At 68.3% G+C, this 24601-nt stretch carries 18 protein-coding genes; 9 read left to right on the top strand and 9 right to left on the bottom strand.

What is annotated here, in order from left to right; genetic code table 11:
- Positions 1-17 precede the first annotated feature (17 nt).
- The 7 genes from AC3A5K_RS10990 (at position 18) to AC3A5K_RS10960 (ending at position 8633) form a co-directional block, all read left to right on the top strand.
- Entirely contained in the window at positions 18-1625 is a 1608-nt protein-coding gene (locus AC3A5K_RS10990; protein WP_487617558.1) for a family 43 glycosylhydrolase, read from the top strand.
- A 141-nt stretch (positions 1626-1766) separates the two neighbouring features.
- Positions 1767-2810 carry a LacI family DNA-binding transcriptional regulator gene (locus AC3A5K_RS10985; protein ID WP_487617557.1) on the top strand — a complete coding sequence of 348 codons (1044 nt, stop codon included), beginning with the start codon at positions 1767-1769 and terminating at the stop codon, positions 2808-2810.
- A gap of 157 nt (positions 2811-2967) precedes the next feature.
- Positions 2968-3816 (top strand): 5-dehydro-4-deoxy-D-glucuronate isomerase, encoded by an 849-nt coding sequence (gene kduI, locus AC3A5K_RS10980; RefSeq protein ID WP_487617556.1) that lies wholly within the window; start codon positions 2968-2970, stop codon positions 3814-3816.
- Positions 3817-3862: 46 nt separating this feature from the next.
- Positions 3863-4618, top strand: a complete 756-nt coding sequence (kduD, locus tag AC3A5K_RS10975) for a 2-dehydro-3-deoxy-D-gluconate 5-dehydrogenase KduD (RefSeq protein WP_232138306.1) — start codon at positions 3863-3865, stop codon at positions 4616-4618.
- A gap of 82 nt (positions 4619-4700) precedes the next feature.
- Entirely contained in the window at positions 4701-5339 is a 639-nt protein-coding gene (locus tag AC3A5K_RS10970) for an RpiB/LacA/LacB family sugar-phosphate isomerase (RefSeq protein ID WP_487617555.1), read from the top strand.
- An 89-nt stretch (positions 5340-5428) separates the two neighbouring features.
- Positions 5429-6535: a GDSL-type esterase/lipase family protein gene (locus tag AC3A5K_RS10965; RefSeq protein ID WP_487617554.1), complete on the top strand. Its 1107-nt coding sequence runs from the start codon at positions 5429-5431 to the stop codon at positions 6533-6535.
- Positions 6536-7061: 526 nt separating this feature from the next.
- Entirely contained in the window at positions 7062-8633 is a 1572-nt protein-coding gene (locus AC3A5K_RS10960) for an SDR family NAD(P)-dependent oxidoreductase (RefSeq protein WP_487617553.1), read from the top strand.
- A gap of 318 nt (positions 8634-8951) precedes the next feature.
- On the opposite strand, the gene AC3A5K_RS10955 is transcribed toward AC3A5K_RS10960, so the two are convergent.
- The 3 genes from AC3A5K_RS10955 to AC3A5K_RS10945 form a co-directional block, all read right to left on the bottom strand.
- Positions 8952-10226 (bottom strand): glutamate-5-semialdehyde dehydrogenase, encoded by a 1275-nt coding sequence (locus tag AC3A5K_RS10955; protein WP_487617552.1) that lies wholly within the window; start codon positions 10224-10226, stop codon positions 8952-8954.
- Positions 10227-10243: 17 nt separating this feature from the next.
- Complete coding sequence (proB, locus tag AC3A5K_RS10950; RefSeq protein ID WP_487617551.1) at positions 10244-11386, bottom strand: glutamate 5-kinase; 1143 nt, start codon at positions 11384-11386, stop codon at positions 10244-10246.
- Between the two features lie 718 nt (positions 11387-12104).
- Positions 12105-12365 carry a hypothetical protein gene (locus AC3A5K_RS10945; RefSeq protein ID WP_487617550.1) on the bottom strand — a complete coding sequence of 87 codons (261 nt, stop codon included), beginning with the start codon at positions 12363-12365 and terminating at the stop codon, positions 12105-12107.
- 63 nt (positions 12366-12428) lie between these two features.
- Here AC3A5K_RS10945 and AC3A5K_RS10940 point away from each other — a divergent pair, with 63 nt between their 5' ends.
- Positions 12429-13205, top strand: a complete 777-nt coding sequence (locus tag AC3A5K_RS10940; protein ID WP_487617549.1) for an SDR family oxidoreductase — start codon at positions 12429-12431, stop codon at positions 13203-13205.
- On the top strand, positions 13195-13689 hold the full coding sequence (locus AC3A5K_RS10935; protein ID WP_487617548.1) for a methyltransferase family protein: 495 nt from the start codon (positions 13195-13197) through the stop codon (positions 13687-13689). Before AC3A5K_RS10940 ends, AC3A5K_RS10935 begins: the two co-directional genes overlap by 11 nt.
- Positions 13690-13698: 9 nt before the next feature.
- Here AC3A5K_RS10935 and AC3A5K_RS10930 read toward each other — a convergent pair whose 3' ends face one another.
- The 6 genes from AC3A5K_RS10930 to AC3A5K_RS10905 form a co-directional block, all read right to left on the bottom strand.
- Positions 13699-14349 (bottom strand): DUF4124 domain-containing protein, encoded by a 651-nt coding sequence (locus tag AC3A5K_RS10930; RefSeq protein WP_487617547.1) that lies wholly within the window; start codon positions 14347-14349, stop codon positions 13699-13701.
- A complete protein-coding gene (locus AC3A5K_RS10925) occupies positions 14346-15008 on the bottom strand; it encodes a hypothetical protein (protein ID WP_487617546.1) in 663 nt (220 codons plus the stop codon). Before AC3A5K_RS10925 ends, AC3A5K_RS10930 begins: the two co-directional genes overlap by 4 nt.
- A 73-nt stretch (positions 15009-15081) precedes the next feature.
- Positions 15082-16563: an FAD-dependent oxidoreductase gene (locus tag AC3A5K_RS10920; protein WP_487617545.1), complete on the bottom strand. Its 1482-nt coding sequence runs from the start codon at positions 16561-16563 to the stop codon at positions 15082-15084.
- Between the two features lie 181 nt (positions 16564-16744).
- Positions 16745-21211 (bottom strand): glutamate synthase large subunit, encoded by a 4467-nt coding sequence (gene gltB, locus AC3A5K_RS10915; protein ID WP_487617544.1) that lies wholly within the window; start codon positions 21209-21211, stop codon positions 16745-16747.
- A gap of 228 nt (positions 21212-21439) precedes the next feature.
- Positions 21440-22009 (bottom strand): L-threonylcarbamoyladenylate synthase type 1 TsaC, encoded by a 570-nt coding sequence (gene tsaC / locus AC3A5K_RS10910; RefSeq protein ID WP_487617543.1) that lies wholly within the window; start codon positions 22007-22009, stop codon positions 21440-21442.
- A gap of 19 nt (positions 22010-22028) precedes the next feature.
- Positions 22029-24575, bottom strand: coding sequence for a DNA topoisomerase I (locus AC3A5K_RS10905; protein WP_487617542.1), 2547 nt, complete (start codon positions 24573-24575; stop codon positions 22029-22031).
- Between the last annotated feature and the right edge of the window lie 26 nt (positions 24576-24601).

The following is a 24601-nucleotide window of genomic DNA, read 5'->3' as shown; positions in this document are numbered from 1 at the left end:
TCGTTCTGGAGATCTGCATGCGTCCTGCCCGCTCAATGCTCGCGGCCACCCTTTGTGCGGCCGTCCTGGCCGCGTCCACCTTCGCGGCGTCGGCGCAGACCGCCGATGCCCCGAACGAATCCTGGGCGCGGGGCATCGAGCATCAGCGCAAGGCCGATCTCGGCGACGGCACCTTCCTCAATCCGGTGTTCGCCGGCGACCGGCCCGACCCGTCCGTGCTCAAGGACGGTGACGACTACTACCTCACGCTGTCCTCGTTCGATGCCTATCCGGGCCTGCCGCTGTGGCACTCGCGCGATCTGGTGAACTGGCAGCCGCTGGGCCATGCGATCACGAAGAATGTCGGCTCGATCTGGGCGCCGGACATCATCAAGCACGGCGAGCGCTACTACATCTATTTCCCCGCACGTACCGGCGGCACCGAAGGCAACGAGCGCAGCAACTACGTCGTGTGGTCGGACGACATCCGCGGCCCGTGGAGCGAGCCGGTGAACATCGGCCTCGGCCGCTACATCGATCCCGGCCATGCGGTCGGCGAGGACGGCAAGCGCTATCTGTTCCTGTCCGGCGGCGCCTACGTGCAGCTGGCCGACGATGGTCTGTCGGTGGTCGGCGAACCCAAGCACGTCTACGACGGCTGGCAATACCCGGACGACTGGGACGTCGAGGCCTACGCGCAGGAAGGCCCGAAGATCAATTTCCGCGACGGCTGGTACTACATGACCACGGCCGTCGGCGGCACCGCCGGTCCGCCGACCGGGCACATGGTGATCACCGCGCGCTCGCGGTCCATCCATGGCCCTTGGGAGAACTCGCCCCACAACCCGATCGTGCGCACCGTCACCCGCGACGAACCGTGGTGGTCGCGTGGCCACGCCACCATCGTGGAAGGCATCGACGACCGCTGGTGGATGATCTATCACGGCTACGAGAACGGCTACTGGACGCTCGGCCGCCAGGCGCTGCTGGAACCGATCGAGTGGACCGACGACGGCTGGTACATCGCCAAGGGCGGCGATCTCGGCCAGCCGCTGGCGATGCCCGCCGGCGAATCGGTCGGCACGCACGGCATGGCGCTGTCGGACGATTTCGATGGCGACGCGCTCGGTCACCAGTGGTCGTTCTTCAATCCCACCCAGGACGAATACGACCGGCTGTCCTTCGGCAATGGCGCGATGACGCTGCGCGGCAAGGGCAGCACGCCGCGCGACACCTCGCCGCTGACCGCGATCGCCGGCGACAAGGCCTACGAGTTCGAAGTCGAGATGGAGATCGCGCCGGGTGCGCAGGGCGGGGCGCTGCTGTTCTACAGCGACCGTCTCTACGTGGGCGTGGGCAGCAACGGCGACCGCTTCGTCATGCATCGCTACGGTCTGGAACGGCCGTCCGTGCTGCCGCCGGGCTCCGGTGGGCGGCTGTGGCTGCGGGTGAAAAACGACCGCCACATCGTGACCATCCACACCAGCCAGGACGGCCAGACCTGGGAGAAGTACCCGGTGCAGATGGAAGTCTCGGGCTATCACCACAACGTCGCGGGCGGCTTCCTGTCGTTGAAGCCGGCGATCTACGCCGCCGGCGACGGCGATGTCACCTTCCACAATTTCCGCTACCGCGCCCTCGACTGACGGCGCGTGCGGGTTCGACCGGATGCCCGCAGCCGCGGCGCATCCGGGGTTCGGGAACACCTCCTGAAGCGGCCGGCCGGCACGGCGTCACACTTCGCCTAGAATGCGACACCGCACGACCATCGGCCCCGGGGGCCACGGATGCCCGCAAAAAGCAAGATTCCGAAGGCGGGCGAACCCGCGCGACCGGCGACGATCAACGACATCGCCCGGCTTGCCGGCGTGTCGAAGAAAACCGTCTCGCGGATCATCAACAACTCCCCGCTGGTCCGCCAGGACACGCGCGAGAAGGTCGAGACGCTGATGAAGGAGGTCGGGTACGTGCCCGATCCCCTCGCACGCGGGCTGGCCTTCCGTCGTTCGTTCCTGATCGGCATGGTCTACGACAACCCGACCGCGCAGTTCATCGTCAACATGCAGTACGGCGCGCTGGACACCCTGCGCGGCTCGGGCTTCGAGCTGGTGGTGCACCCCTGCGACAGCCGCAGCCCGAACTACATCGACGGCGTACGCCGCTTCGTGCAGCAGCAGAAGCTGCACGGCGTGATGCTGGTGCCGCGTGTGTCCGAGGACCAGGCGCTGGCCGACATGCTGGCCGAGATCGGCGTGCGCTACGTACGCATCGCCGCGGTGTCGATGGACACGCCCGAGCGCATGGTGGTCACCCACGACCATGACGGCGCGGCGGAAGTGGCGGACTACCTGCAGTCGCTCGGCCATACCGACATCGCGATGATCACCGGCCCCAGCGACTACCGCTCCTCGATCGAACGGTCGCAGGGTTTCGTGGCGGCGCTGCAGAAGCGCGGCATCGAGCTGCCCAAGGCGCGCGTCGTCGAGGCCGGCTACACCTTCGAATCCGGCGTGGCGGCGGCCGAGACCCTGATCGGTGCCAAGAAGCGGCCGACCGCGATCTTCTGCGGCAACGACGAAATGGCCGCGGGCGTCTATCGCGTCGCCATGCGCGCGGGCATCAGCATTCCGCGTCAGCTGTCGGTGGTGGGCTACGACGACAGTCCGCTCGCTTCGCGCCTGTGGCCGCCATTGACTTCGGTCCGCCGCGACACACGCGACACCGGCCGCATCTCGGCGGCGATGCTGCTGCAGGCCGAAGGCGCACCGCGCCAGCTGGCCAGCGTGCGGCCGCACCTGATCGTCCGCGATTCCTGCCAGCCGCCCGGTTGAGGCCGGGCGTGCCGGATGCACCGGGCGCCGTTCCATCCTGAATACCGGCGCGGACCGCATGCGGTCGCGGTTTGCCGCGGCGCGGTATGACACCGGTTACCGAACCCTCTAGAATCGAATGTCCGCGCTGCATCCGCGCACTCGTCAGGAGTCCGCCATGTACCAGAAGACCTACCACGCGACCCATCCGGGCGTCATGCAGGGCATCGACAACGACGCGCTGCGTGATCTGTATCTGCTCGACGGTCTGTTCGCCGACGATGCGATCCGGCTGAGCTACACGCATTACGAGCGCTTCGTCATCGGTGGCGCCTCGCCGGTCGCCGGTCCGCTGTCGCTGCCTGCGCAGACCGAGCCCGCCTCCGCGGCCGGACGTCCGTTCCTGGAGCGTCGCGAGCTGGGCATCGTCAATGTCGGTGCAGGCGCCGGCACGGTGACCGTCGACGGCACCGCGTATGCGCTCGCGCCGAAGGACGGTCTGTACGTGCCCATGGGCAGCGCCGACGTCGTGTTCGCGTCCGACGACGCGTCCTCGCCCGCGAAGTTCTATCTCGCTTCGACACCGGCGCATGCGCGCTTCGAGACGAAGAAAATCTCGATCTCCGACGCGGTGCCGCTCGAGCGCGGCGCGCTGGAGACCAGCAACGAACGCACGATCTACCAGTACATCGTGCCGGCGACCTGCCAGTCCTCGCAGCTGCTGCTGGGCCTGACGATCCTCAAGCCGGGCAGCGTCTGGAACACGATGCCGCCGCATCTGCACGACCGTCGCAGCGAGGTCTATTTCTACTTCGATCTCGGCGACGCCGACCGCGTCTACCACTTCATGGGCGAGCCGGACGCGCAACGCCACATCGTGGTCCAGAACAACGAGGCCGTCGTCTCGCCGCCGTGGTCGATCCACATGGGCGCCGGCACGTCGAACTACTGCTTCATCTGGGCGATGGGCGGCGAGAACCTCGACTACACCGACATGCACGTGCTGGACATCTGCCAGCTCAAGTAACCGGCCGCACGTGGCCACCACCCGTATCGCAACAGGGAGCAACGCAATGACGAATCCGTTCAGTCTCGAAGGCAAGGTCGCGCTGGTCACCGGCGCCAACACCGGCCTGGGACAGGGCATCGCAGTGGCACTGGCGGAAGCCGGCGCCGATATCGCTGCGGCAGGCATCAGCCCGCCGACCGAGACCGAAGCCAAGGTCAAGGCGCTGGGTCGCAAGTTCGTGTCGATCGAAGCCAACCTGACCAGCATCGAGCCGGTTGCGCGCCTGCTGCAGGAAACGCTCGACGGCCTCGGCGGCGTCGACATCCTGGTCAACAACGCCGGCCTGATCCGCCGCGCCGACGCGGTCGATTTCAGCGAGCAGGACTGGGACGACGTCATGAACGTCAACATCAAGTCCGCGTTCTTCCTGTCGCAGGCCGTCGGCCGTCATTTCATCGCGCAGGGCAGCGGCAAGATCATCAACATCGCGTCGATGCTGTCGTTCCAGGGCGGCATCCGCGTGCCGTCGTACACGGCCAGCAAGTCGGGCATCGCCGGCATCACCCGCCTGCTCGCCAACGAGTGGGCCGGCAAAGGCGTCAACATCAACGCCATCGCGCCGGGCTACATGGCGACCGACAACACCGCGCAGCTGCGCGCCGATGAAGCCCGCAACAAGTCGATCCTCGATCGCATCCCGGCCTCGCGCTGGGGCGAGCCTTCGGATCTCGGCGGCACGGCGGTGTTCCTCGCCAGCCGCGCGTCCGACTACGTCAACGGCGCGGTGATCCCGGTCGACGGCGGCTGGCTCGCACGCTGATCCACGCACGTTTTCCGACCGGTCTGCCATGACGGCGGGCCAGTCGTTTCTTATCCCTTCGAACACGCAAGAGAGACACGCAATGAAAATCGCACTGATGCAGGAATTCAGCCAGGCCGCCAAGAACCCGGTCGTGCTGGAGCAGCTCAACACCGTCGCCGCCGACAAGGGCCACACGGTCTTCAACGTCGGCATGGACGGCGACAACGACCACCGCCTGACCTACATCCACCTCGGCATCTGCGCCTCGCTGCTGCTGAATGCGAAGGCCGTCGATTTCGTCGTCGCCGGTTGCGGCACGGGCCAGGGCGCGCTGATGTCGCTCAATGCTTGGCCGGGCGTGTACTGCGGCTACTGCATCGAGCCGACCGACGCGTTCCTGTTCGCGCAGGTCAACAACGGCAACGCACTGGCACTCCCGTTCGCCAAGGGCTACGGCTGGGGCGCGGAAATCAACATCCGCTACATCTTCGAGAAGGCGTTCGACGGCGAGCGCGGCCAGGGTTACCCGGCCGAGCGCAAGGAATCGCAGATGACCAACGCCGGCATCCTGGCCGACGTCAAGAAGGGCGCCTCGAAGGACTTCGTCGAAGGCCTGAAGGCGATCGACCAGGAACTGGTGAAGCAGGCCGTCGGCGGCGAGCGCTTCCAGAAGGCGTTCTTCGACAACGCCCAGGACGACGCCATCGTCGCCTACGTCAAGGGTGTGCTGGGCAAGTAAGCCCCGCGCGACACCGTTGCACGACGCAGGCCGCCGCCAGAGTGCGGCGGCCTGTGGTGCCACCCCGATTCCTGCGGAGCGCCCTCACGATGCAATATCTGTTGTCGCTGCTGCTGTTGACTGCCACGGGCACCGCGTTCGCCGCATCGCCCGCGCCGCACCGCATCTTCATCGCCGGTGATTCCACCGCGGCGACCTACGGCGCCGAGCGCGCGCCACAGGCCGGCTGGGGCCAGAAATTTCCCGACTGGACCGCCGCAGGCTGGGAGGTCCGCAACCACGCGGTGGGCGGGCGCAGCACGCGCAGCTTCATCGACGAAGGCCGGCTCGACGCGATCGCCAGCGAGATTCGCGCAGGCGACGTGCTGCTGATCCAGTTCGGCCACAACGATGCCAAGCGCGAGGACGCCACGCGCTACACCGATCCGGCGACCGACTACCCGCGCTTTCTCCAGCGCTATATCGAGGTCGCCCGCAAGCAAGGCGCCACGCCGATCCTGATCACCCCGGTCGCGCGCCTGCTCTACGACTTCCGCTCGCTGGTCGACACGCATGGCCGCTACACGCTGGCGATGCACGCGCTGGCGGAACGCGAAGGCGTTGCGCTGATCGATCTCAACGCCACGTCCAGCGACTGGATCCGCGTGCACGGGGAAGAAGGCGCCAAGCCCTATTTCATGTTCACGCAGGGCAAGACCGATGGCACCCATTTCAGCGAGGCCGGCGCCGAGGCGGTGGCCTGTCTCGTCGCCGCCGGCTGGCGCGGCATCGACGCCGAGGCGCCGGTGACGGCCGTGACGGCCGACGAGTGCAATGCCTTGCCGGCGCCGCCTCTGGCGCCCGTGTCGCCATCGGTGGTCGTGCAGGAGCGCGACATCGCGATCGAACAGCCCGGCCCTCACGAGGGGCAGGGCACGACGACGGCGTATCCGTTCTTCTCCGACGCCACCGGCTTCGACCTGATCTTCCGCAAGCGCGCCTTTCATCCCGGCGCGACGATCGGCGACCACGTCAACGACAAGGACGAGATCTACTACGTGCTGTCGGGCCGTGGCCGGTTGACGCTGAACGACACGGTCCGCGAGGTCGGGCCGGGGGACGCGATCCTGACCCGCAATGGGGACCGTCATGCGCTGGACCAGATCGGCGACGAGGAGCTGGTGATCTTCATCGTGTATCAGCCGGTGAAGCGCTAGCGCCATCTCTAGCGAATCGTTTTGGACGTTCTGACGGGGATGGCCGGCTTTCGAACGGTTCACGAATCGCGGAAATCGTCATTCCCGCGAAGGCGGGAATCCAAGGACTTTGGCTCTGGAGGGCGCAACGTCCGTGGATCCCCGCCTACGCGGGGATGACGGCGGTTGCCCAGCGCTGTCTGAAAACGCCCCTCGTTGCTGGAGGCGTGCACCGAGGCTGCCGGCCGCACCACAAAAAATGGATCCCAGCGTTCGCTGGGATGACGGATCCAAGGGCCAAGCCCGTGAAAGCCGGCGCCCCTTGGACCTCTCCCAGTCCCCCAATGGCACAGCCCCCGCCAATCGGCGAAAATGCCCGGGTCGCGGATCCCATCCGATCCCGGCACGGTCACGCACCAGGCGCCCCGCGCCGGCATCGCGACCACTCCACGCCCGCGACGGCCGACCCGCCGATGCACCGCACGCTTTCCCCGCTCGACACCGGCGCGCCACGCCGTCTGGGTCGCGCACGCCCACGGACACGCTCTTGAATTCGACCTCTGCTCCGCCTCCGGCCTCCGACGCCGACGACTCCCTGCCGCAGCGCGCACGCATCGCGTTCGAACTGCTCGAGGCGATCCGCGACGACCGCAGCGTGCTCGACGGTCTGCCGGACGCAGATCGCATCCGTCTGCTGCAGGCGGTGGCGGTCGTGCACCATCCGGAGCCGCGCGCGCGGCGCAAGCAGGCCAAGGAAGCGCTGCGCGAGGCCAATCGCGAGAAGGCGCGCCGCACCGAGGCGCTGCTCGACCAGACCGGCATCCGCGTGTTGCGCAGCAAACCGGTGTTCACCACGCCGAACTATTTCCCGCCGCAGCCGCCCGGCCAGCACGATCCGCGCAATGCCGCGCCGGAGGAACCCCGGTTCGCCGAATCGCCGGAGCTGCTGCACTGCTACGTCTGCAAGCAGAAGTACACGCAGATCCATCATTTCTACGACCAGCTGTGCCCGACCTGCGCGGCGCTGAACTTCATCAAGCGCACCGAGACCGCCGACCTCACCGGGCGCGTCGCGCTGCTGACCGGCGGCCGGGTCAAGATCGGCTACCAGGCCGGCCTGAAACTGCTACGCGCCGGCTGCTCGCTGATCGTCACCACGCGTTTCCCGCGCGATTCCGCGCAGCGCTACGCGCAGGAGCCGGATTTCGGCGAGTGGGGCGACCGGCTGGAAGTGTTCGGCCTCGACCTGCGCCACACGCCGAGCGTCGAGGCGTTCTGCGCCGAACTCGTCGCGACGCGCGACCGGCTCGATTTCATCGTCAACAACGCCTGCCAGACCGTGCGCCGTCCGCCGGCGTTCTACGCCCACATGATGGCCGGCGAGACCGCCGCGCTGCACGAACTGCCCGAGCACGTGCGCAAGCTCGTCGGCGGTTATGAAGGCCTGCGCGCGGCGGATCTGCTGCCGGGCGGCAGCCAGTCACTGGTCGAGAGCAGCGCAGGGCGCGCCGGTCTCGCACGCGCCGCGGAACTGTCGCAGGTGCCGCTGCTCGCCGACGAACTGGTCGGCCAGGCGCATCTGTTTCCGGAAGGCCGTGTCGACAAGGATCTGCAGCAGGTCGATCTGCGCGGGCGCAATTCCTGGCGCCTGCAGATGGACGAGGTGCCGGCGGTCGAGCTGCTGGAGACGCAGCTGGTCAACGCGGTCGCGCCCTTCATCCTCAACGCGCGCCTGAAGACGCTGATGGTGCGCACGCCCGAACGCGACAAGCACATCGTCAACGTGTCCGCGGTCGAGGGGCAGTTCTACCGCAACTTCAAGACCACCAAGCATCCGCACACCAACATGGCGAAAGCCGCGCTCAATATGATGACGCGCACCTCGGCCGCGGATTACCACGGCGATGGCATCCACATGAACGCCGTCGACACCGGCTGGGTGACCGACGAGGATCCGGTGGAGATCGCCGAGCGCAAGATTGTCGAGGAGCGCTTCCACCCGCCGCTCGACATCGTCGACGGCGCGGCGCGCATCGTCGATCCGATCATCGACGGCATCAATACCGGGAACCACGTCTGGGGCCAGTTCCTCAAGGATTACAGGCCGACGGACTGGTAAGTGCAACGCTGAAAAAATCCGTCATTCCCGTGAAAGCGGATGCGCTTTTCAGCAGCCGGACGGCTGGTCAATCCAGTGTCTTCACTTCCAATGATTTGAAAGCCCCTGGATTCCCGCCTGACCAGACGTGCGTCTGTTGAATGCCGCGGGAATGACGGGCAGAGGCGGGCTTGATCAGCGTTGCCCGGGACGCTGCCGGATGCGCGTCGCGCGCGCTGTCTCGATGGGCGTTGTGGTGTCAACGCGGGTGCGCCGGTGCAGCATCGATCTCACGCAGCGCGCCGGCATCCACACAGGACGCCGGCACGCGGGCCGCACTCAACCGGCGGCGAGCGCCGATTCCGGATGCCGGACCTGGCCGGCGCCGCGGATGACGTAGCGCTCGATGGTCAGCGATTCCAGACCCATCGGGCCGTAGGCGTGCAGGCGCGTGGTCGAGATGCCGATCTCCGCGCCGAGGCCGAGGCTGCCGCCGTCGTTGAAGCGCGACGAGGCGTTGACCATCACCGCGGAACTGCGGATGCCACGCACGAAGCGGTCGGCCGCGGCGGTATCGCCGGTGGCGATGACTTCGGTGTGATCCGAGCCGTGCGTCTGGATGTGCGCGATGGCGGTGTCGATCGAATCGACCACGCGCACCGCCAGAATCGGCGACAGGAACTCCGCCGCGTAATCTTCTTCCGTCGCTGCGCTTGCGTCCGGAAACAGCGCACGTGTCCGCTCGCAGCCACGGATCTCGGCGCCGCGCGCGCCGAGTTCGGCCAGTGCGCCGGGCAGCCAGCCGTCCGCCAGGTCGGTGTGGACCAGCATCGTTTCCAGCGCGTTGCACACACCGGGGCGCGACAGCTTGCCGTCGATCGCCAGCTGCAGGGCGAGCGCCGGATCCGCCGCGCGGTCGACGTACAGATGACAGACGCCCTTGTAGTGCTTGATCACCGGTACGCGTGCGTTTTCGGCGACGAAGCGGATCAGGCGTTCGCCGCCGCGCGGGATCGCCAGGTCGACGAGATCGCTGAGCTGCAACAGTTCCAGCACGTGCTCGCGCGCGGTGTCCTCGATCAGCGCGACGGCTTCGACCGGCAGCCCGTGCGCGCGCAGCGCCGCATGCAGGCACGCGGCGATCGCGGCGTTGCTGTCGCGCGCCTCCGAGCCGCCACGCAGTAGCACGGCATTGCCGGCGCGCACGCACAGCGCGGCGGCGTCGGCGGTCACGTTGGGACGGGCTTCGTAGATCATCGCGATCAGGCCCAGCGGGATGCGCACCTTTTCGACCACCATGCCGTTGGCGTGGGTTTCGGTCCGGGTGATCTGGCCGACCGGGTCGGGCAGGCTGGCGATCTCGCGGATCGCGGTCACGATGCCGTCGACGCGGCCGGCGTCGAGACGCAGGCGGTCGAGCATCGCACCGACGGGGCCAGCCTGTTCCGCACGCGCCATGTCGGCGGCGTTGGCGGCGAGGATGGTGTCGCGACCTGCAGCAACCGCATCGGCCATCGAGACCAGCAGGGCAGCGCGCTGCGCCGGCTCCAGGCTGGCGATGACGTGCGAAGCGGCGCGGGCGCGCTCGGCGAGGGGGCGGACGTAACCGGTCATGGGGAACTCCTTCAGGTTCATTGCAGCACCGACGCAGCCGGGCTCAGCAGCACCAGGTCTTCGCGGCGGATGACGGATCGGCCGTTGTGGAAGCCGAGCACGCCTTCGATCTCGCGGCTGTGCCGACCGGCGATGCGCTGCAGGTCGGCCGAATGATATTGGACCAGTCCGCGGGCCAGGCGGCGGCCTTTGACGCAGATGACGTCGACCATGGCCGAGGGATTGAAGTCGCCTTCGACCGCGACCACGCCGCCGGGCAGCAGGGACGCGCCGCGCTCGGTCATCGCCTCGAACGCGCCGGCATCGACGCGCAGCACGCCGCCGCTCGGCGGCGTGTGCCGCAGCCACAACTTGCGCGCCACCAGGCGTTCGCCATGCGCGGGAATGAAGGTGCCGCGCAGGCGGTCGTTGCCCAGGGCCGACAACGCGGCGGGGTCGCGGCCGCAGAACAGCGCGGTGTGTACGCCGGCGGCCGCGGCCTTCGTCGCCGCTTCCAGCTTTGTATACATGCCGCCGGTGCCCAGCGTGCCGGCGCCGCCTTGGGTCATGCGCATGATCTCGGGCGTGATCGCGTCGATGCGCGACAGTGGACGCGCGTCGGGATCATGCGTGGGATGGCCGCTGTAGAGGCCGCCGGTATCGGTCGCGATCAGCAGGATGTCGGCGTCGACCAGCGTCGCGACGGCTGCTGCAAGATTGTCGTTGTCGCCGAGCTTGAGTTCATCGACGGCGACGGTGTCGTTCTCGTTGACGATGGGCAGCGCGCCGATGCGCAGCAGCTCGAGCAGCGCCTTCTGCGCGTTGAGATAGCGCCGACGGTTGCGCAGGTCGTCGTGGCTCAGCAGCACCTGGGCCACTGGCTGTTCGATCATGCCCTGCCACAACGCCAGCATCGGCGCCTGTCCGAGCGCGGCCAGTGCCTGGCGCTGGACCAGGCCGGTGCGCGTGCCGGCCATCAGGCCGCGGCCTGCGGCCACCGCGCCGGACGACACCAGCAGGACTTCGCGGCCCTGGGCATGGAACTGCGCGATGAGGCCGGCGAGCGCGGCGGCGTTGCGCTTGCCGAGCCGGCCCTTGCCATCGGTCAACAGGCTGCTGCCGACCTTGATGACGGCGCGGCGCCAGTTCGGGAGAGGTTGTTCGGGAAAGGGATGCGACATCGTGTGCGGGGTCCTCGTCGTTGGAGAAGTGGACGCGTGCCGGGTGCCGATGCAAACACGCAGTGCGCCGTGCCGACCGCAGTCGGCAATGGGCGCATACCAGGCAGAACACGCTGGCGGTGCCGGTCATCGGCGGGGCAGCGCAGGGGTGGACCAGACATCGGAAACGCGAAGATCGCGCCGGAAAACCGGTCCAACAGGGACGCATCATAACATCCCGTGCCGTACGGACCTTGAAGGTGACGTCGGAACGCGCTGCAGCGCATCCGGTGCGGCGTCCGAACAGCATGCGAAAAACGCCCTGTTTCCAGCGGTTTTTCTGCATTGCAGATGTGCGCTCGTTGCGCATGACGGCACGCGCAATGCGGACGTACACGATCACCATCGCATCGCCGCACTGCACGCCTGCGTTCGCGTCGCGACCGGATGCAGGTCAACGTGATGCAGGCCGGCGTAACTTTGTCCGGGGGTCTTTCGCAGACTCGCTGCGATGCATGCGCGACGTCATGCGGCGGATGCCGCGCATGGCCGTGCGCGCGGGATCAGCTCGCGTTCGCGGCCATGTCGTGATGCGAGCGGTGTTGCCGGGCGCGGACACAGCCGTCGCCTCGCGCGTCGCGAAGACATCACCCCGCAACTGCGCGGACACGGCCGAAGATCCAGACCCGTTTTTATCGAAGCGCGTCTGCGCCGATCGCAGCGAAGCGCGCTGCAATGCTCAGCCGCCAGCGTCCTCGATTGCCTGGCGTTGCTTGGCGGCGGCCTCGTCGACCGTCGTCTGTGCGCCCTCGGCGGTGTCGAGCGGCGCGAGCACCGCATCGCGCAATCCGGTCGCGCGCGGTTCGGTGGGTTTGTCGGTCGGCGTGTCGGGCGGCGGTGTGCACGCCGCGACGTAGAGCGCGAGGACGCAGACTGCGGCGGTCGATGCACGACGGCGCGGTATCGACAGCACGCAGGCGGATGGTCGGAATTTCGACATCGGAACACTCCCGGCGCGGACTCGCCGGCTATGCTACGCGCATTCGTTTTCGGGGGAATGTCGATGGATCCGCAGCGCTGGCGCCTGGACGGACAACTGGCCCTGGTGACCGGCGGCAGCGCCGGAATCGGTCGCGCGATCGCGCGCGAACTGGTGGGCTTCGGTGCGACCGTGCTCATCGTGGGCCGCAACGGCGACGCGCTGGAATCGACGCGCGACGACCTGCTCGAGGAGTTCCCCGACGCCGACGTGCGCGCGCTGATCGCCGACGTCGTCGACGAGGATCAGCGCCGCGAGATTCTCGACTGGGTCGAGGACCAGGGCGACGGCCTCAACATCCTGGTCAACAACGCCGGCGGCAACGCGCCGCGCGCCGCGACCGATTACAACGAGGACGAGTGGCGCGAGATCTTCGAGGTCAACGTGTTCAGCGCGTTCGAGCTCACGCGGTACGCGCATCCGTTGCTGGTGCGGCATGCGGCGTCCAGCGTGGTCAACGTCGGCAGCGTGTCGGGCATCACCCATGTGCGCACCGGTGCGGTCTACGGCATGAGCAAGGCCGCGCTGCACCAGATGACGCGCAACCTGGCCGTCGAATGGGCCGAGGACGGCGTGCGCGTCAACGCTGTCGCGCCCTGGTATATCCGCACGCGGCGCACGTCCGAGGCGCTGGCCGACCCGGATTATCTGGACGAGGTGCTGCTGCGCACGCCGATGGGGCGCATCGGTGAGCCGGAAGAGGTCGCAGCGGCGGTGGCCTTCCTGTGTCTGCCGGCGGCGGCCTACATCACCGGCGAATGCATTGCCGTCGACGGCGGATTCCTGCGCCATGGTTTCTGAGTCCGTCGGCAGGGGGCCGCGTGCGTCGTGGCTGGTCCGCAGCACGTCGCCGGTGCAGTGTGTTGTTGCGTTCGTCGCCGGCGCTGCGCTGCAGCAGCTGTTCGGATTGCCGCTGCCGCCGGAAGGCCTGCGGCCGTCCCTGCATCTGGCCGGCACGGTGCTCGCGAACGCGGGACTGGTGCTGACGCTGTGGTCGTTCGCGCTGTTCTACCGGCGGCGCACGACGATCATTCCCGCACACACGCCGGCCCGGCTGATCCTGCGCGGTCCGTTCCGGGTGAGTCGCAACCCGGTCTACGTCAGCCTGGTGATGGCCTATGTCGGGCTGGCGCTGATGCTGGACCTGCCGTGGACGCTGGCGGTGCTGCCGCTGCCGCTGCTGTCGCTGCAGTACGCGATCATTCCGTTCGAGGAATCGCAGCTGCAGGCGCGTTTCGGCCCCGAATACGCCGAGTACCGGCGCGCGGTGCGGCGCTGGCTGTAAGCCGCGCGATCAGCCCGGCGCATCGCTGCAGGCGCTGGCCTGCAGCTGGTTGAACAGACGCTCGTATTCGATGCGTGCGGGTTCGCGTTCCGAACCGTCGCCGAAGCGCCATCGGAACTCGGCCTCGCGCACGCGGTTGTCCCAGCTGCGGCACAGGTCCTCGGCGGGCACGGCCTGGCAGACGTCCTCGTGGCGCTCGCAGGCCTGTCCGGCGCCCATGCCCGGCAGTCCGCCGATGCCGACGGTCTGCAGCGGCCGGCAACGCGGGGGCGGGGTATCGTCCTCGCGCCAGTAGGTGCTGTTGTCGTAGACGCGGCAGGCATACAGCGCCGGCGGCGCGGGCTTCGGTTCGGCGTCCGGGTCGCGCGGCGTGACCGGCGTCAGCGCGGGCGTCACCGAGATCAGCGGGACCGACGGCATCGGATCGGGCGCGGCCGGCGGCGCCACGAAGGCGGGCAGCGGCGCGGCAATGTCGATGACGCGGCGCTGCTGCTGCAGGCCGGCGCCGCAGGGCGTGCCGTTCTGGAAGGTCACCGCGCCATCGGCCGCGGTGCAGCGATAGATCACCGTCGGGCCGGCATGCCCCGGCGACGGTGCCAGCAGCACGATCGATCCCAGCAGCGCGGTCAGGCCGGCTGACAGATATCTGCCGCCGGTCATCGACCGCAGTCCTGCGCCAGTCGCGCGGTGATCGCGGATTCCTCGCCGCGCAGCTGCTCGCGCTCGGTCGGCTGGGCGTTGAAGAAGCGGCGCCGGATGACCTCGCGCCGTTCGACGATCAGGCGGCAGACCTCGGCCTGCGGCATCGGCCGGCATTCGTCGCGGATCCAGGTGCCGGCAGCGCCATACCCACCGCCGTAACCCCCGCCATGGCGCGGCGGATTGCGCGTGCGTGCGCCGGCATCCACGGACGGCCCGCGGTCCGCGAACGGCAGCCGGCCGCGCGGTGGTCCGTAGCCCATCGTCCACAGCGGCACCCAGCGCGGATTGCCGTCCGCAGAATCGCTGGTGTAGTCGCTGCCGTCCGGACGCACGCAGCGGTACATCGGCTGTGGCGCGTTGACCACGATGACCTGCGGCGGCGCGGAGGCGGGAGCGGGCGGTGACGGCGGCGCAGGCCGCTCGAGCGGCCTGCCGTCGACCGGGCGCAGCATCGTGCGGACTTCCTGCTGCTGGCCGTCGCCGCAGGGCGAATCGCGCAGCGCGATGCGGCCGCGATCATCGGTGCAGCGGTAGACGCGGACGTCGTCCTGCGCGGCCGCAGCGGATGGGACCGGCGCGAATGCAGCGGCAGACAGCAGGAGAAGGAGGACACGCATGGCGACATCATGCGGCGCGCGCGCGCGTGGGGAAACCCGGGTCCGTTCAGACCCGGGTGGTCGCGATGCGGATTCAGGCCGCGTCGAGCGCCGAAACCTTGCGGGCCGCGTCACGACGCAGCATCCGCGCAATGCTGGCGGCGGCGTCCCGGCCTTCCTGCACGGCGGTCACCACGAGATCCGCGCCGCGCACGGCATCGCCGCCGGCGAACAGCTTCGGGTGCGCGGTCTGGTAGGGCAGGCGGCGTTCGCCGCCGACGCCGATGCGACCGTTGCCCCTGGTTTCGACGCCGTGCGTCGTGAGCCATTCCGGCACCACCGGCGAGAAACCGAAGGCGATGATCACGACGTCGGCGTCGAGCAGCGATTCCGTGCCGTCGACCGGCACCGCGGCGCGGCGGCCATTGGCATCGGGTTCGCCGAGCTTCGTCTCGACCACGCGCACGCCGGCGACATCACCGGCGTCGTTGGCGTCGACGCCGAGCGGCTGGCGGTTGAACAGGAAGCGCACGCCTTCCTCGCGCGCGTTGCCGACCTCGCGCGCCGAGCCTGGCATGTTGGCTTCGTCGCGCCGGTACGCACAGGTCACGCTGGCCGCGCCCAGGCGCACCGCGGAACGCACGCAGTCCATACCGGTGTCGCCGCCGCCGAGCACCACGACGCGCTTGCCTTCGAGCTTCGGCAGCGTCAGTGAGGTTTCCCAGCCCGCGACCGGACGGCCCCAGGTGTCGCCGCCGGTGACGATGCGGCCGTTGTGCACGAGGAAAGGCAGGGCCGGCAGCACGCCGGGCAGATCCTGGCCGGGCAGACCGCCATCGGTGTAGCGGTAGGCGCCGGTGCCGACGAACACGGCATCGAATTCTGTGAGCAGCGTGTCCATCTCGACGTCCTTGCCGATCTCGACACCGAGGCGGAACTCCACGCCCATGCCTTCGAGCACTTCACGGCGCGTCGCGATCACCGACTTGTCGAGCTTGAAACTCGGGATGCCGAACTGCAGCAGGCCGCCGATCTGCTCGTAGCGGTCGAACACGACGGCCACGATGCCGGCGCGCGCAAGACGATCCGCGCACGACAGGCCGGCAGGCCCGGCGCCGATCACGGCGACACGTCGACCGGTCGCGACGACTTTGGACAGATCCGGTCGCCAGCCCTGCGCGAACGCGGTGTCGACGATGTACTTCTCGACCGCGCCGATGGTCACCGCGCCGAAGCCGTCGTCGAGCGTGCACGCGCCTTCGCACAGCCGGTCCTGCGGACACACGCGGCCGCACATCTCCGGCAGCGGATTGGTCTCGTGGCACAGCGCCGCGGCTTCGAGCAGGCGGCCTTCCTGCACCAGCTTGAGCCAGTTCGGAATGTAGTTGTGCACCGGGCACTTGGCTTCGCAGTACGGATTGCCGCAGTCGAGACAGCGGTCGGCCTGATGCGCCGCCTCGCGGTCTTCGAAACCGCCGTAGAGCTCGTTCCAGTCGCCGTCCGTACGCAGCGGCAGCGGCACCTTGTCGGGCATCTCGCGTGGTTCGTTGAGGAAGCGGAAGACGTCGCGTTTCATGGGCGGTGATTCGTGATGAAGGAGCGGTGATTCGTCATTCGTAATTCGTGATTCGAAAGTGCGGTTGTGCACCGACTGATACTTTGTTGCACGGGACGGATTGGTGAGCACGCAGAGATCGTGACGTGCGCGGCCGATTGCCGTTCCGAATCACCAATCACCAATCCACCAATCACGGCCCTCAAGCTGCCCGCCTCAGATCTTCGGCCAGCGCTTCCAGGCTCGCGGCCTTCGGCTTGACCAGCCAGAACTTGCCGACGAAATCGCGGAACTCGTCGAGCAGGCGTCCGCTCCACGCGCTGCCGGTCAGGCGTGCGTGGGTCTCGATCAGATCGCGCAGGTGCGAGCGGTAGTTGTCGAAGGCCTCAGGCGTGACGCGCAGGATGTCGATCAGCTCGTGGTTGTAGCGGTCGACGAAATCGCGATCGAGATCGAGCACGTAGGCGATGCCGCCGGTGAAGCCGGCACCGAAGTTCAGGCCGATGCGGCCGAGCACCGCGACCGCGCCGCCGGTCATGTATTCGCAGCAGTGATCGCCAGCGCCTTCGATGACCGCGACCGCGCCCGAATTGCGCACGCCGAAGCGCTCGCCTGCGCGGCCCGCGGCGTATAGCTCGCCGCCGGTCGCGCCGTACAGGCAGGTGTTGCCGAGGATCGGCGTGCTGCGCGACTCGAACACGCTGCCCGCGGGCGGACGCAGCACGATGCGGCCGCCGGCCATGCCCTTGCCGACGTAGTCGTTGGCCTCGCCTTCGAGATCGATGTGCAGGCCGCCGGCGTTGAACGCGCCGAGGCTCTGGCCGGCCGTGCCGCGTAGGCGCAGCGTGACCGGGCGATCGCTCATCGCGGTATTGCCATGATGGCGTGCGATCAGGCCCGACAGGCGCGTGCCGATGCTGCGGTCGGTGTTGCGGATCTCGAAGTCGAATTCGCCACCGTCGCCACGTTCGATCGCCTTCGACACGCGCGCGTCTAGCGCCGCGGCCAGACCGTCGGGCGGCGACTGCAGCGCCGGCGTGCCGCAATACGACAGCGGCTTGTCGGGATCGCGGCGCAGCAGCATCGACAGGTCGATGTCGACCGCGTCGCGAGTGTGGCGCAGGTGCTGCTCCAGCAGATCGGTGCGGCCGACGATCTCGTCGAGCGAGCGCACGCCGAGTGCGGCCAGATGTTCGCGCACGTCCTCGGCAACGTTGCGGAAGAACGTCTCCACGCGCTCGGGCAGGCCCTTGTAGTGGTGCGCGCGCAGACGCTCGTCCTGCGTGGCCACGCCGGTCGCGCAGTTGTTGAGATGGCAGATGCGCAGATACTTGCAGCCCAGCGCGATCATCGGCGCGGTGCCGAAGCCGAAGGTGTCGGCGCCGAGCATCGCGGCCTTGATCACGTCGAGGCCGCTCTTCAGGCCGCCGTCGGTCTGCAGCAGCACGCGGTCGCGCATGTCGTTGAACTGCAGCGCCTGGCGCGCCTCCGACAGGCCGAGTTCCCACGGCGCACCGGCGTAGCGGATCGAGCCCAGCGGGCTCGCACCGGTGCCGCCGTCGTGCCCGGAAATCGTGATCAGATCCGCGCCGGCCTTGACCACGCCGGCGGCGATCGTGCCGACGCCCGCGTGGCTGACCAGCTTCACAGAGATCAGCGCGTCGGGATTGATCTGGCGCAGATCGAAGATCAGCTGCGCCAGATCCTCGATCGAATAGATGTCGTGGTGCGGCGGTGGCGAGATCAGGCCGATGCCGGGCTTGGCGTAGCGCAGGCGCGCGATCAGCGGATTGACCTTGCTGCCGGGTAGCTGGCCGCCTTCGCCGGGCTTGGCGCCCTGTGCGACCTTGATCTGCAGCACTTCGGCATTGATCAGGTATTCCGGCGTGACACCGAAACGGCCCGACGCGATCTGCTTGATCTTGCTGCGGCGATCGGTGCCGTAGCGCTCGGGATCCTCGCCACCTTCGCCGGAATTGCTGCGGCCGCCGAGACGGTTCATGGCGATCGCCAGCGCTTCATGCGCCTCGGGCGACAACGCGCCGAGACTCATCGCCGCAGAATCGAAGCGGCGCACGATCGAGGCGACCGGCTCCACCTCGTCGATCGAGATCGGCGTCGCCGCCTTCGGACGCAGCAGGTCGCGCAGCGCCGCAGGCGGACGCATGTCGACGAAGTCCGAGTAGCGCTTCCAGTCCTCGCGCTCGCCGGTCAGCACCGCGCGCTGCAGCGAGGTCACGACGTCCGGATTGAACTGGTGGTACTCGCCCCCGTGCACGTAGTGCAGCAGGCCGCCCGGCTCGGGCAGGGCGGTGTCGTCCCAGCCCTGCTCGGCGAGATGGCGGGCGTCGGCTTCCAGACGCGCGAAGCCGGCGCCGCCGATGCGCGAGGGCGTCGCTTCGAAACACAGGTCGACGACTTCGGGCGCCAGGCCGACGATTTCGAACAACTGCGCGCCACGATAGCTGGCGATGCTGCCGATGCCCATCTTGGACATGATCTTCAGCAGGCCCTTGCGGATGCCACGGCGATAGCTGCGACCGAGCTGCAGATGTTCGTTGCCGACCTTGGTCGCCAGCACGCCGCGGCGGCCTAGCGCGTGCAGGGTCTGGAACGCGAGATACGGATAGACCGCCGTCGCTCCGAAGCCGATCAGGCAGGCGAAATGGTGCGGATCGCGCGCGGTCCCGGTCTCGACCACCAGGTTGACGTCGCAGCGCAGACCCGCGCGCACCAGGTGCAGATGGATCGCGCCGGTCGCCAGCAGCGCGTGCACGGGCACGGTGCCGCGCTTGGGATAGCGGTCGCTGAGCAGCAGGATCTCGACACCGGCCAGCGTCGCGGCTTCGGCCTCGGCGCACAGCCGGCGCAGCGCGCCTTCCAGCGTTTCGGTCTCGGCATCGAAGTACAGGTGCATCAGCAGATTGGCGTCGGCAAAGCGAGGCAGCGCCAGCAGCTGGCGCAGCTTGCGCTGCGACAGCACCGGCGAATTCAGCAGCACGTGGTGCACGTTCTCGGCGCAGTCGAGAAAGATGTTGCCCTCGCGGCCGATCTGCGTGGACAGCGTCATGACCGCGCCTTCGCGCAGCGGATCGATCGGCGGATTGGTGACCTGGGCGAAGGCCTGGCGGAAACAGTCGTAGAGCGGGCGCACGCGCTGGCTGATCGCCGCCATCGGCACATCGTCGCCCATCGAGCCGATGCCTTCCTGCTCGGTTTCGGCCAATGGCCGCAGCACCGATTCCTGTTCCTCGCGCGTGAGCTGGAACAGCTTCTGGAACGCGAGCAGCGTATCGGGCGCGAACGGTTCGGCGGCCAGCGCCGGATCGATCAGTTCCGAATGCAGATAGCTCATGCCGCGCTTGAGCCACTGCTTGTACGGCGCACGCGCGCGGTTCACTTCGTCGATCGCGTCGTTGTCGAGCAGCGTGCCGGTGGTCAGATCGATCGCGATCATCTCGCCCGGGCCCAGCTTGCCCTTGGCCTTGACGCGTTCGGGCGCGACGTCCCAGACGCCGGCTTCGGACGCGATGACGAAGACGCCGTCCTGCGACAGCGTCCAGCGCGCCGGACGCAGGCCGTTGCGGTCGAGCGTGCACGCGGCATGGCGGCCGTCGCACATCACCACACCCGCCGGGCCATCCCACGGCTCGGAATTGATCGCGTAGTACTCGTAGAACGCGGCGAGATCGGCGTCCTTGTATTCCAGCGACTGCGTGGCCGGCGGCATCAGGATGCGCATCGCCTGCAGCAGGTCCATGCCGCCGAGCAGCATCCACTCGAGCATGTTGTCGAGCGTCTGCGAATCCGAGCCGTGCATGGTGACGGTTTCGTCGAACTCGCCGATGTCGAGCAGCGGCGAGGCCCACACACCGCGACGCGCCTGCGCCCAGCGCCGGTTGCCTTCGATGCTGTTGATCTCGCCGTTGTGCGCCAGCCGCCGGAACGGATGCGCCAGCCGCCAGCGCGGCAGCGTATTGGTCGAGAAGCGCTGGTGGAAGACGACGGTCTTCGCCGCGAGATCCGCGCGCGCGAGATCCGGGAACAGCTGGGTGAGATGGCTCGGCAGCACCATGCCCTTGTAGCCGAGCAGGCCGGGCGTCAGCCCGACCACGTAGAAGTCGTCGACCTCGCGCAGTGTCTGTTCGGCGCGGCGGCGGGCGAGATAGAGCGTGCGTTCGAAGGCGTCGACGTCGCTGCCCTCGGCGGAGACGAACACCTGTTCGATCAGCGGCATCGAGACACGGGCGAGGGCGCCGCAGGCGTCGACATCCACCGGCACCGTGCGCCAGCCGGCAACGGTGACGCCGCTGTCGGCCAGGCACGCCGCCAGCGCGTCCCGGCACTGCGTGGCCGCGTCCGCGTCGCGCGGCAGGAACACCATGCCGGCGGCACGCAGGCCGTCGGGCAGCGGGCAGCCGGCTTCCGCTGCGAGAGTGGCGACGAAGGCATCGACGCCGCACAGCAGTACGCCGCAGCCATCGCCGGACAGACCGTCGGGCGCGATGCCGCCGCGATGCGCCATCCGGCCGAGCGCCTGCAGCGCGCCGTCGACGATCGTGCGCGAGGCGTCGCCGCCGATCGTGGAGATCAGGCCGAAGCCACAGGCATCGCGTTCATCAGAGGGGTCGTAGAGGCCCCGATCCGGGGTGGCCCGCATCGTCGTCATGTGTCGTCACGCCGTGGAAAAAGGGCCCGACGCAGGGATCGGTGCGCCAAATCCTTGTCGGCAACGCGTCCACGCCGGGCCGTCGACTAGACCATAGTTTGTGCGGTGCGACAACCGCGCAGACAGGCGATTTCTTCGTTGCAGATGCAACATTTCCGGCGCGCGTCGTGGCGCGGTTCGTGGGCGTGGAAACAGTCCCGATCCGCGCGCGCAATCGCGCGCGGAGCATCAGGTGCGCAGGACTGCGCCGGTCACGGCATCCCGGATCGTCGAGGGCTGCGCACGGCCTCCGGTCTCGCCCGCCAGTACGCCGTCCACCTGTGCCAGCAGATGCGGATCGAGCTGCTCGAACCGGGCCGCGGACGGCTGTCCCGTCAGGTTGGCGCTGGTCGACACCAGTGGCCCCGCGAATGCGGCGCACAACGCGACGACATCCGGATGCGCGCTCACGCGCACGGCCACGCTGGCATGGATGCCGGTGATCCAGCCCGGCACGTCGCCGCGCGCCGGCACCACCCAGGTATTGGGTCCGGGCCACGAGGCGGATACGGCATCGCGACGCGCTTGATCCAGACGCGTCCAGTCGACGATGCCGTCGAGCTGCGCCGGATCGCCGGCGACCAGGATCACGCCCTTGTCGACCGGGCGCTGCTTGAGATCGAGCACGCGCTGGACGGCGACGCGATCGAAGGGATCGCAGCCCAGTCCCCAGACGCCCTCGGTGGGATACGCGACGACGCCGCCGCGTGCGAGCACGGCGGCGGCGTCGGTGGCGTCCAGGCGCACGGTCGGCGGCATGACGGTGAACGTGCTGCCGTCAGAACGGGGCGTCGTCGGCCGACGCCTTCACCACACGCTTCTTGCCCGGCACGACCTTGGCCGGCGTCAGCAGCGACTTCTCGGGCTCGGGCGCGGCGACCGCTTTCTTCGCCACCTTCCTGGTGGCCTTCTTCGCAGTCTTCTTGGCGGCTTTTTTCGCGGGCGCCTTCTTGGTCGCGGCCTTCTTGGCAGCCGGTTCCTTCTTCGCGGCGACCTTCTTGGCCGGCGCCTTCTTGCCGAAGCCCTTGCGCACCGGCTTGCCGGTCTCTTCGAGCAGCCTGGTCACGTCGTCGAACGTCAGCGACGCCGGCTCGCGATCCTTGGGGATCTTGCCGTTGAGCTTGCCGTCGCTGATGTACGGGCCGAAGCGGCCGTTGAGCACCTGGATGTCGCTGCCGTCGAATTCCTTGATGATCCGGTTGCGCGCGATTTCTTCCTTCTCTTCGATCAGGAACACCGCACGCGCGAGATCGATCTTGTACGGATCGTCTTCCTTCTTCAGCGAGGCGTAGACGCTGCCGCGCTTGGCGAAGGGACCGAAGCGGCCGATGCCGACGCTGACGTCCTCGCCCTTGTCGGTGCCCAGCGCGCGCGGCATCAGGAACAGCTCCAGCGCGTCCTCGAGCGAGATCGTGTGCATCGACTGGCCCGGGCGCAGCGACGCGAACTTGGGCTTGTCCTCGGCGTCCTCGGCGGTGCTGCCGATCGCCGCATACGGCCCGAAGCGGCCCAGGCGCACGCTGACCGGCTTGCCGGTCTTGGGGTCGGTGCCCAGCTCGCGGGCACCGGTCGCCTCGTTGCGATCGACGGATTCGGACTTGTTGTCGACCAGCTCCTTGAACGGACCCCAAAACTTCTCCATCAGCGGGATCCAGTCTTCCTCGCCGCGGCTCACCGCATCGAGGTCGTCCTCGAGCTTGGCGGTGAAGTCGTAATCGACGTACTGGGTGAAGTGGCTGGACAGGAACTTCGACACCGCGCGGCCGACGTCGCTCGGACGGAAGCTGCGACCTTCCATCTCGACGTACTTGCGGAACTGCAGCGTCTGGATGATCGAGGCGTAGGTCGACGGACGGCCGATGCCGTATTCCTCGAGCGCCTTGACCAGCGCCGCTTCGGTGAAGCGCGGCGGCGGCTGGGTGAAGTGTTGTTCGGCGATGATCCGGTCCAGCGGCACGCGGTCACCGGGCTTCATCGCAGGCAATTTGCGGCCTTCGTCCTCGTCTTCCTTGCCCTTGGTGTCCTTGCCTTCCTCGTACACGGCCAGGAAGCCCGGGACGACGACGGTGGTGCCACTGGCGCGGAAGCTGTGCTCGCTGCCGGCGGCCAGATCGACCGACACGGTGTTGAGCGTGGCCGGGATCATCTGCGAGGCGACGGTGCGCTTCCAGATCAGTTCGTACAGGCGGCGCTCGTCGTCGGTGAGGAAGCGCGCGACCTGGGCCGGCGTGCGCAGCGCGGAGGTCGGGCGCACGGCCTCATGCGCTTCCTGCGCGTTCTTGGACTTGGTCTGGTAGGTATTGGGCTGGTCGGGCAGCGAGCTGGTGCCGAAATCGCGCGCGATGACGTCGCGGATCTCGCCCAGCGCGTCCTGCGACAGACTCACAGAGTCGGTACGCATGTAGCTGATCAGACCGACCGTGCCTTCTTCGCCGATCGCCACGCCCTCGTACAGCTTCTGCGCGACCTGCATGGTCTTGCGCGTGGTGAAGCCGAGCTTGCGCGCGCCTTCCTGCTGCAGCGTGGACGTGGTGAACGGCGCGGCCGGGCGGCGCTTGCGCTCCTTGGCGCCGACGTCGGTGACGTGCAGCGCGCCCTGGGCCGCGGCCTGGATGCGCGCCCGCGCCGATTCGGCGGTGTCGCCGTCGGTGACGGTGAACTGTTCGAACTTCTGCCCGTCGAGCTTGGTCAGGCGCGCGGTGAACGGCTGCACCTGGTGCGCGCACGCGGCGTCGATCGACCAGTACTCGCGCGCGATGAAGGCTTCGATCTCCTCCTCGCGCTCGACGATCATGCGCAGCGCCGGCGACTGCACGCGGCCGGCCGACAGGCCGCGCTGGACCTTGCGCCACAGCACCGGCGACAGGTTGAAGCCGACGAGGTAATCCAGCGCGCGGCGCGCCTGCTGGGCGTCGACCAGATCGCCGGCGATGGAACGCGGATGCAGCATCGCCTCCTTGATCGCGCGCGGGGTGATTTCGGTGAACACCACGCGTTGCAGCGTGCGGTCCTCGAGCAGGCCGCGCTCCCTGAGGATCTCGGCGATGTGCCAGCTGATGGCCTCACCCTCGCGATCCGGGTCAGTCGCCAGGAAGATGCCCTCGGCGGCTTTGGCCGCCTTGGCGATCGCCTCGACGTGCTTCTCGTTCTTCTCGATCAGGTCGTAGCGCATCGCGAAGTTCTGCGTCGGATCGACCGCACCCTCCTTGGGCACCAGATCGCGCACATGCCCGTAGGACGCCAGGACCTGGAAATCCTTGCCGAGGTACTTGTTGATCGTCTTCGCCTTGGCGGGCGACTCGACGATGAGGAGGTTCTTGGCCATGGCGGACGATGTCCCGGGACCCGACG

It is taken from the genome of Luteimonas sp. Soil_C_5 (genome assembly GCF_057656615.1).
This window is presented reverse-complemented; position numbering and strand designations above follow the sequence as displayed.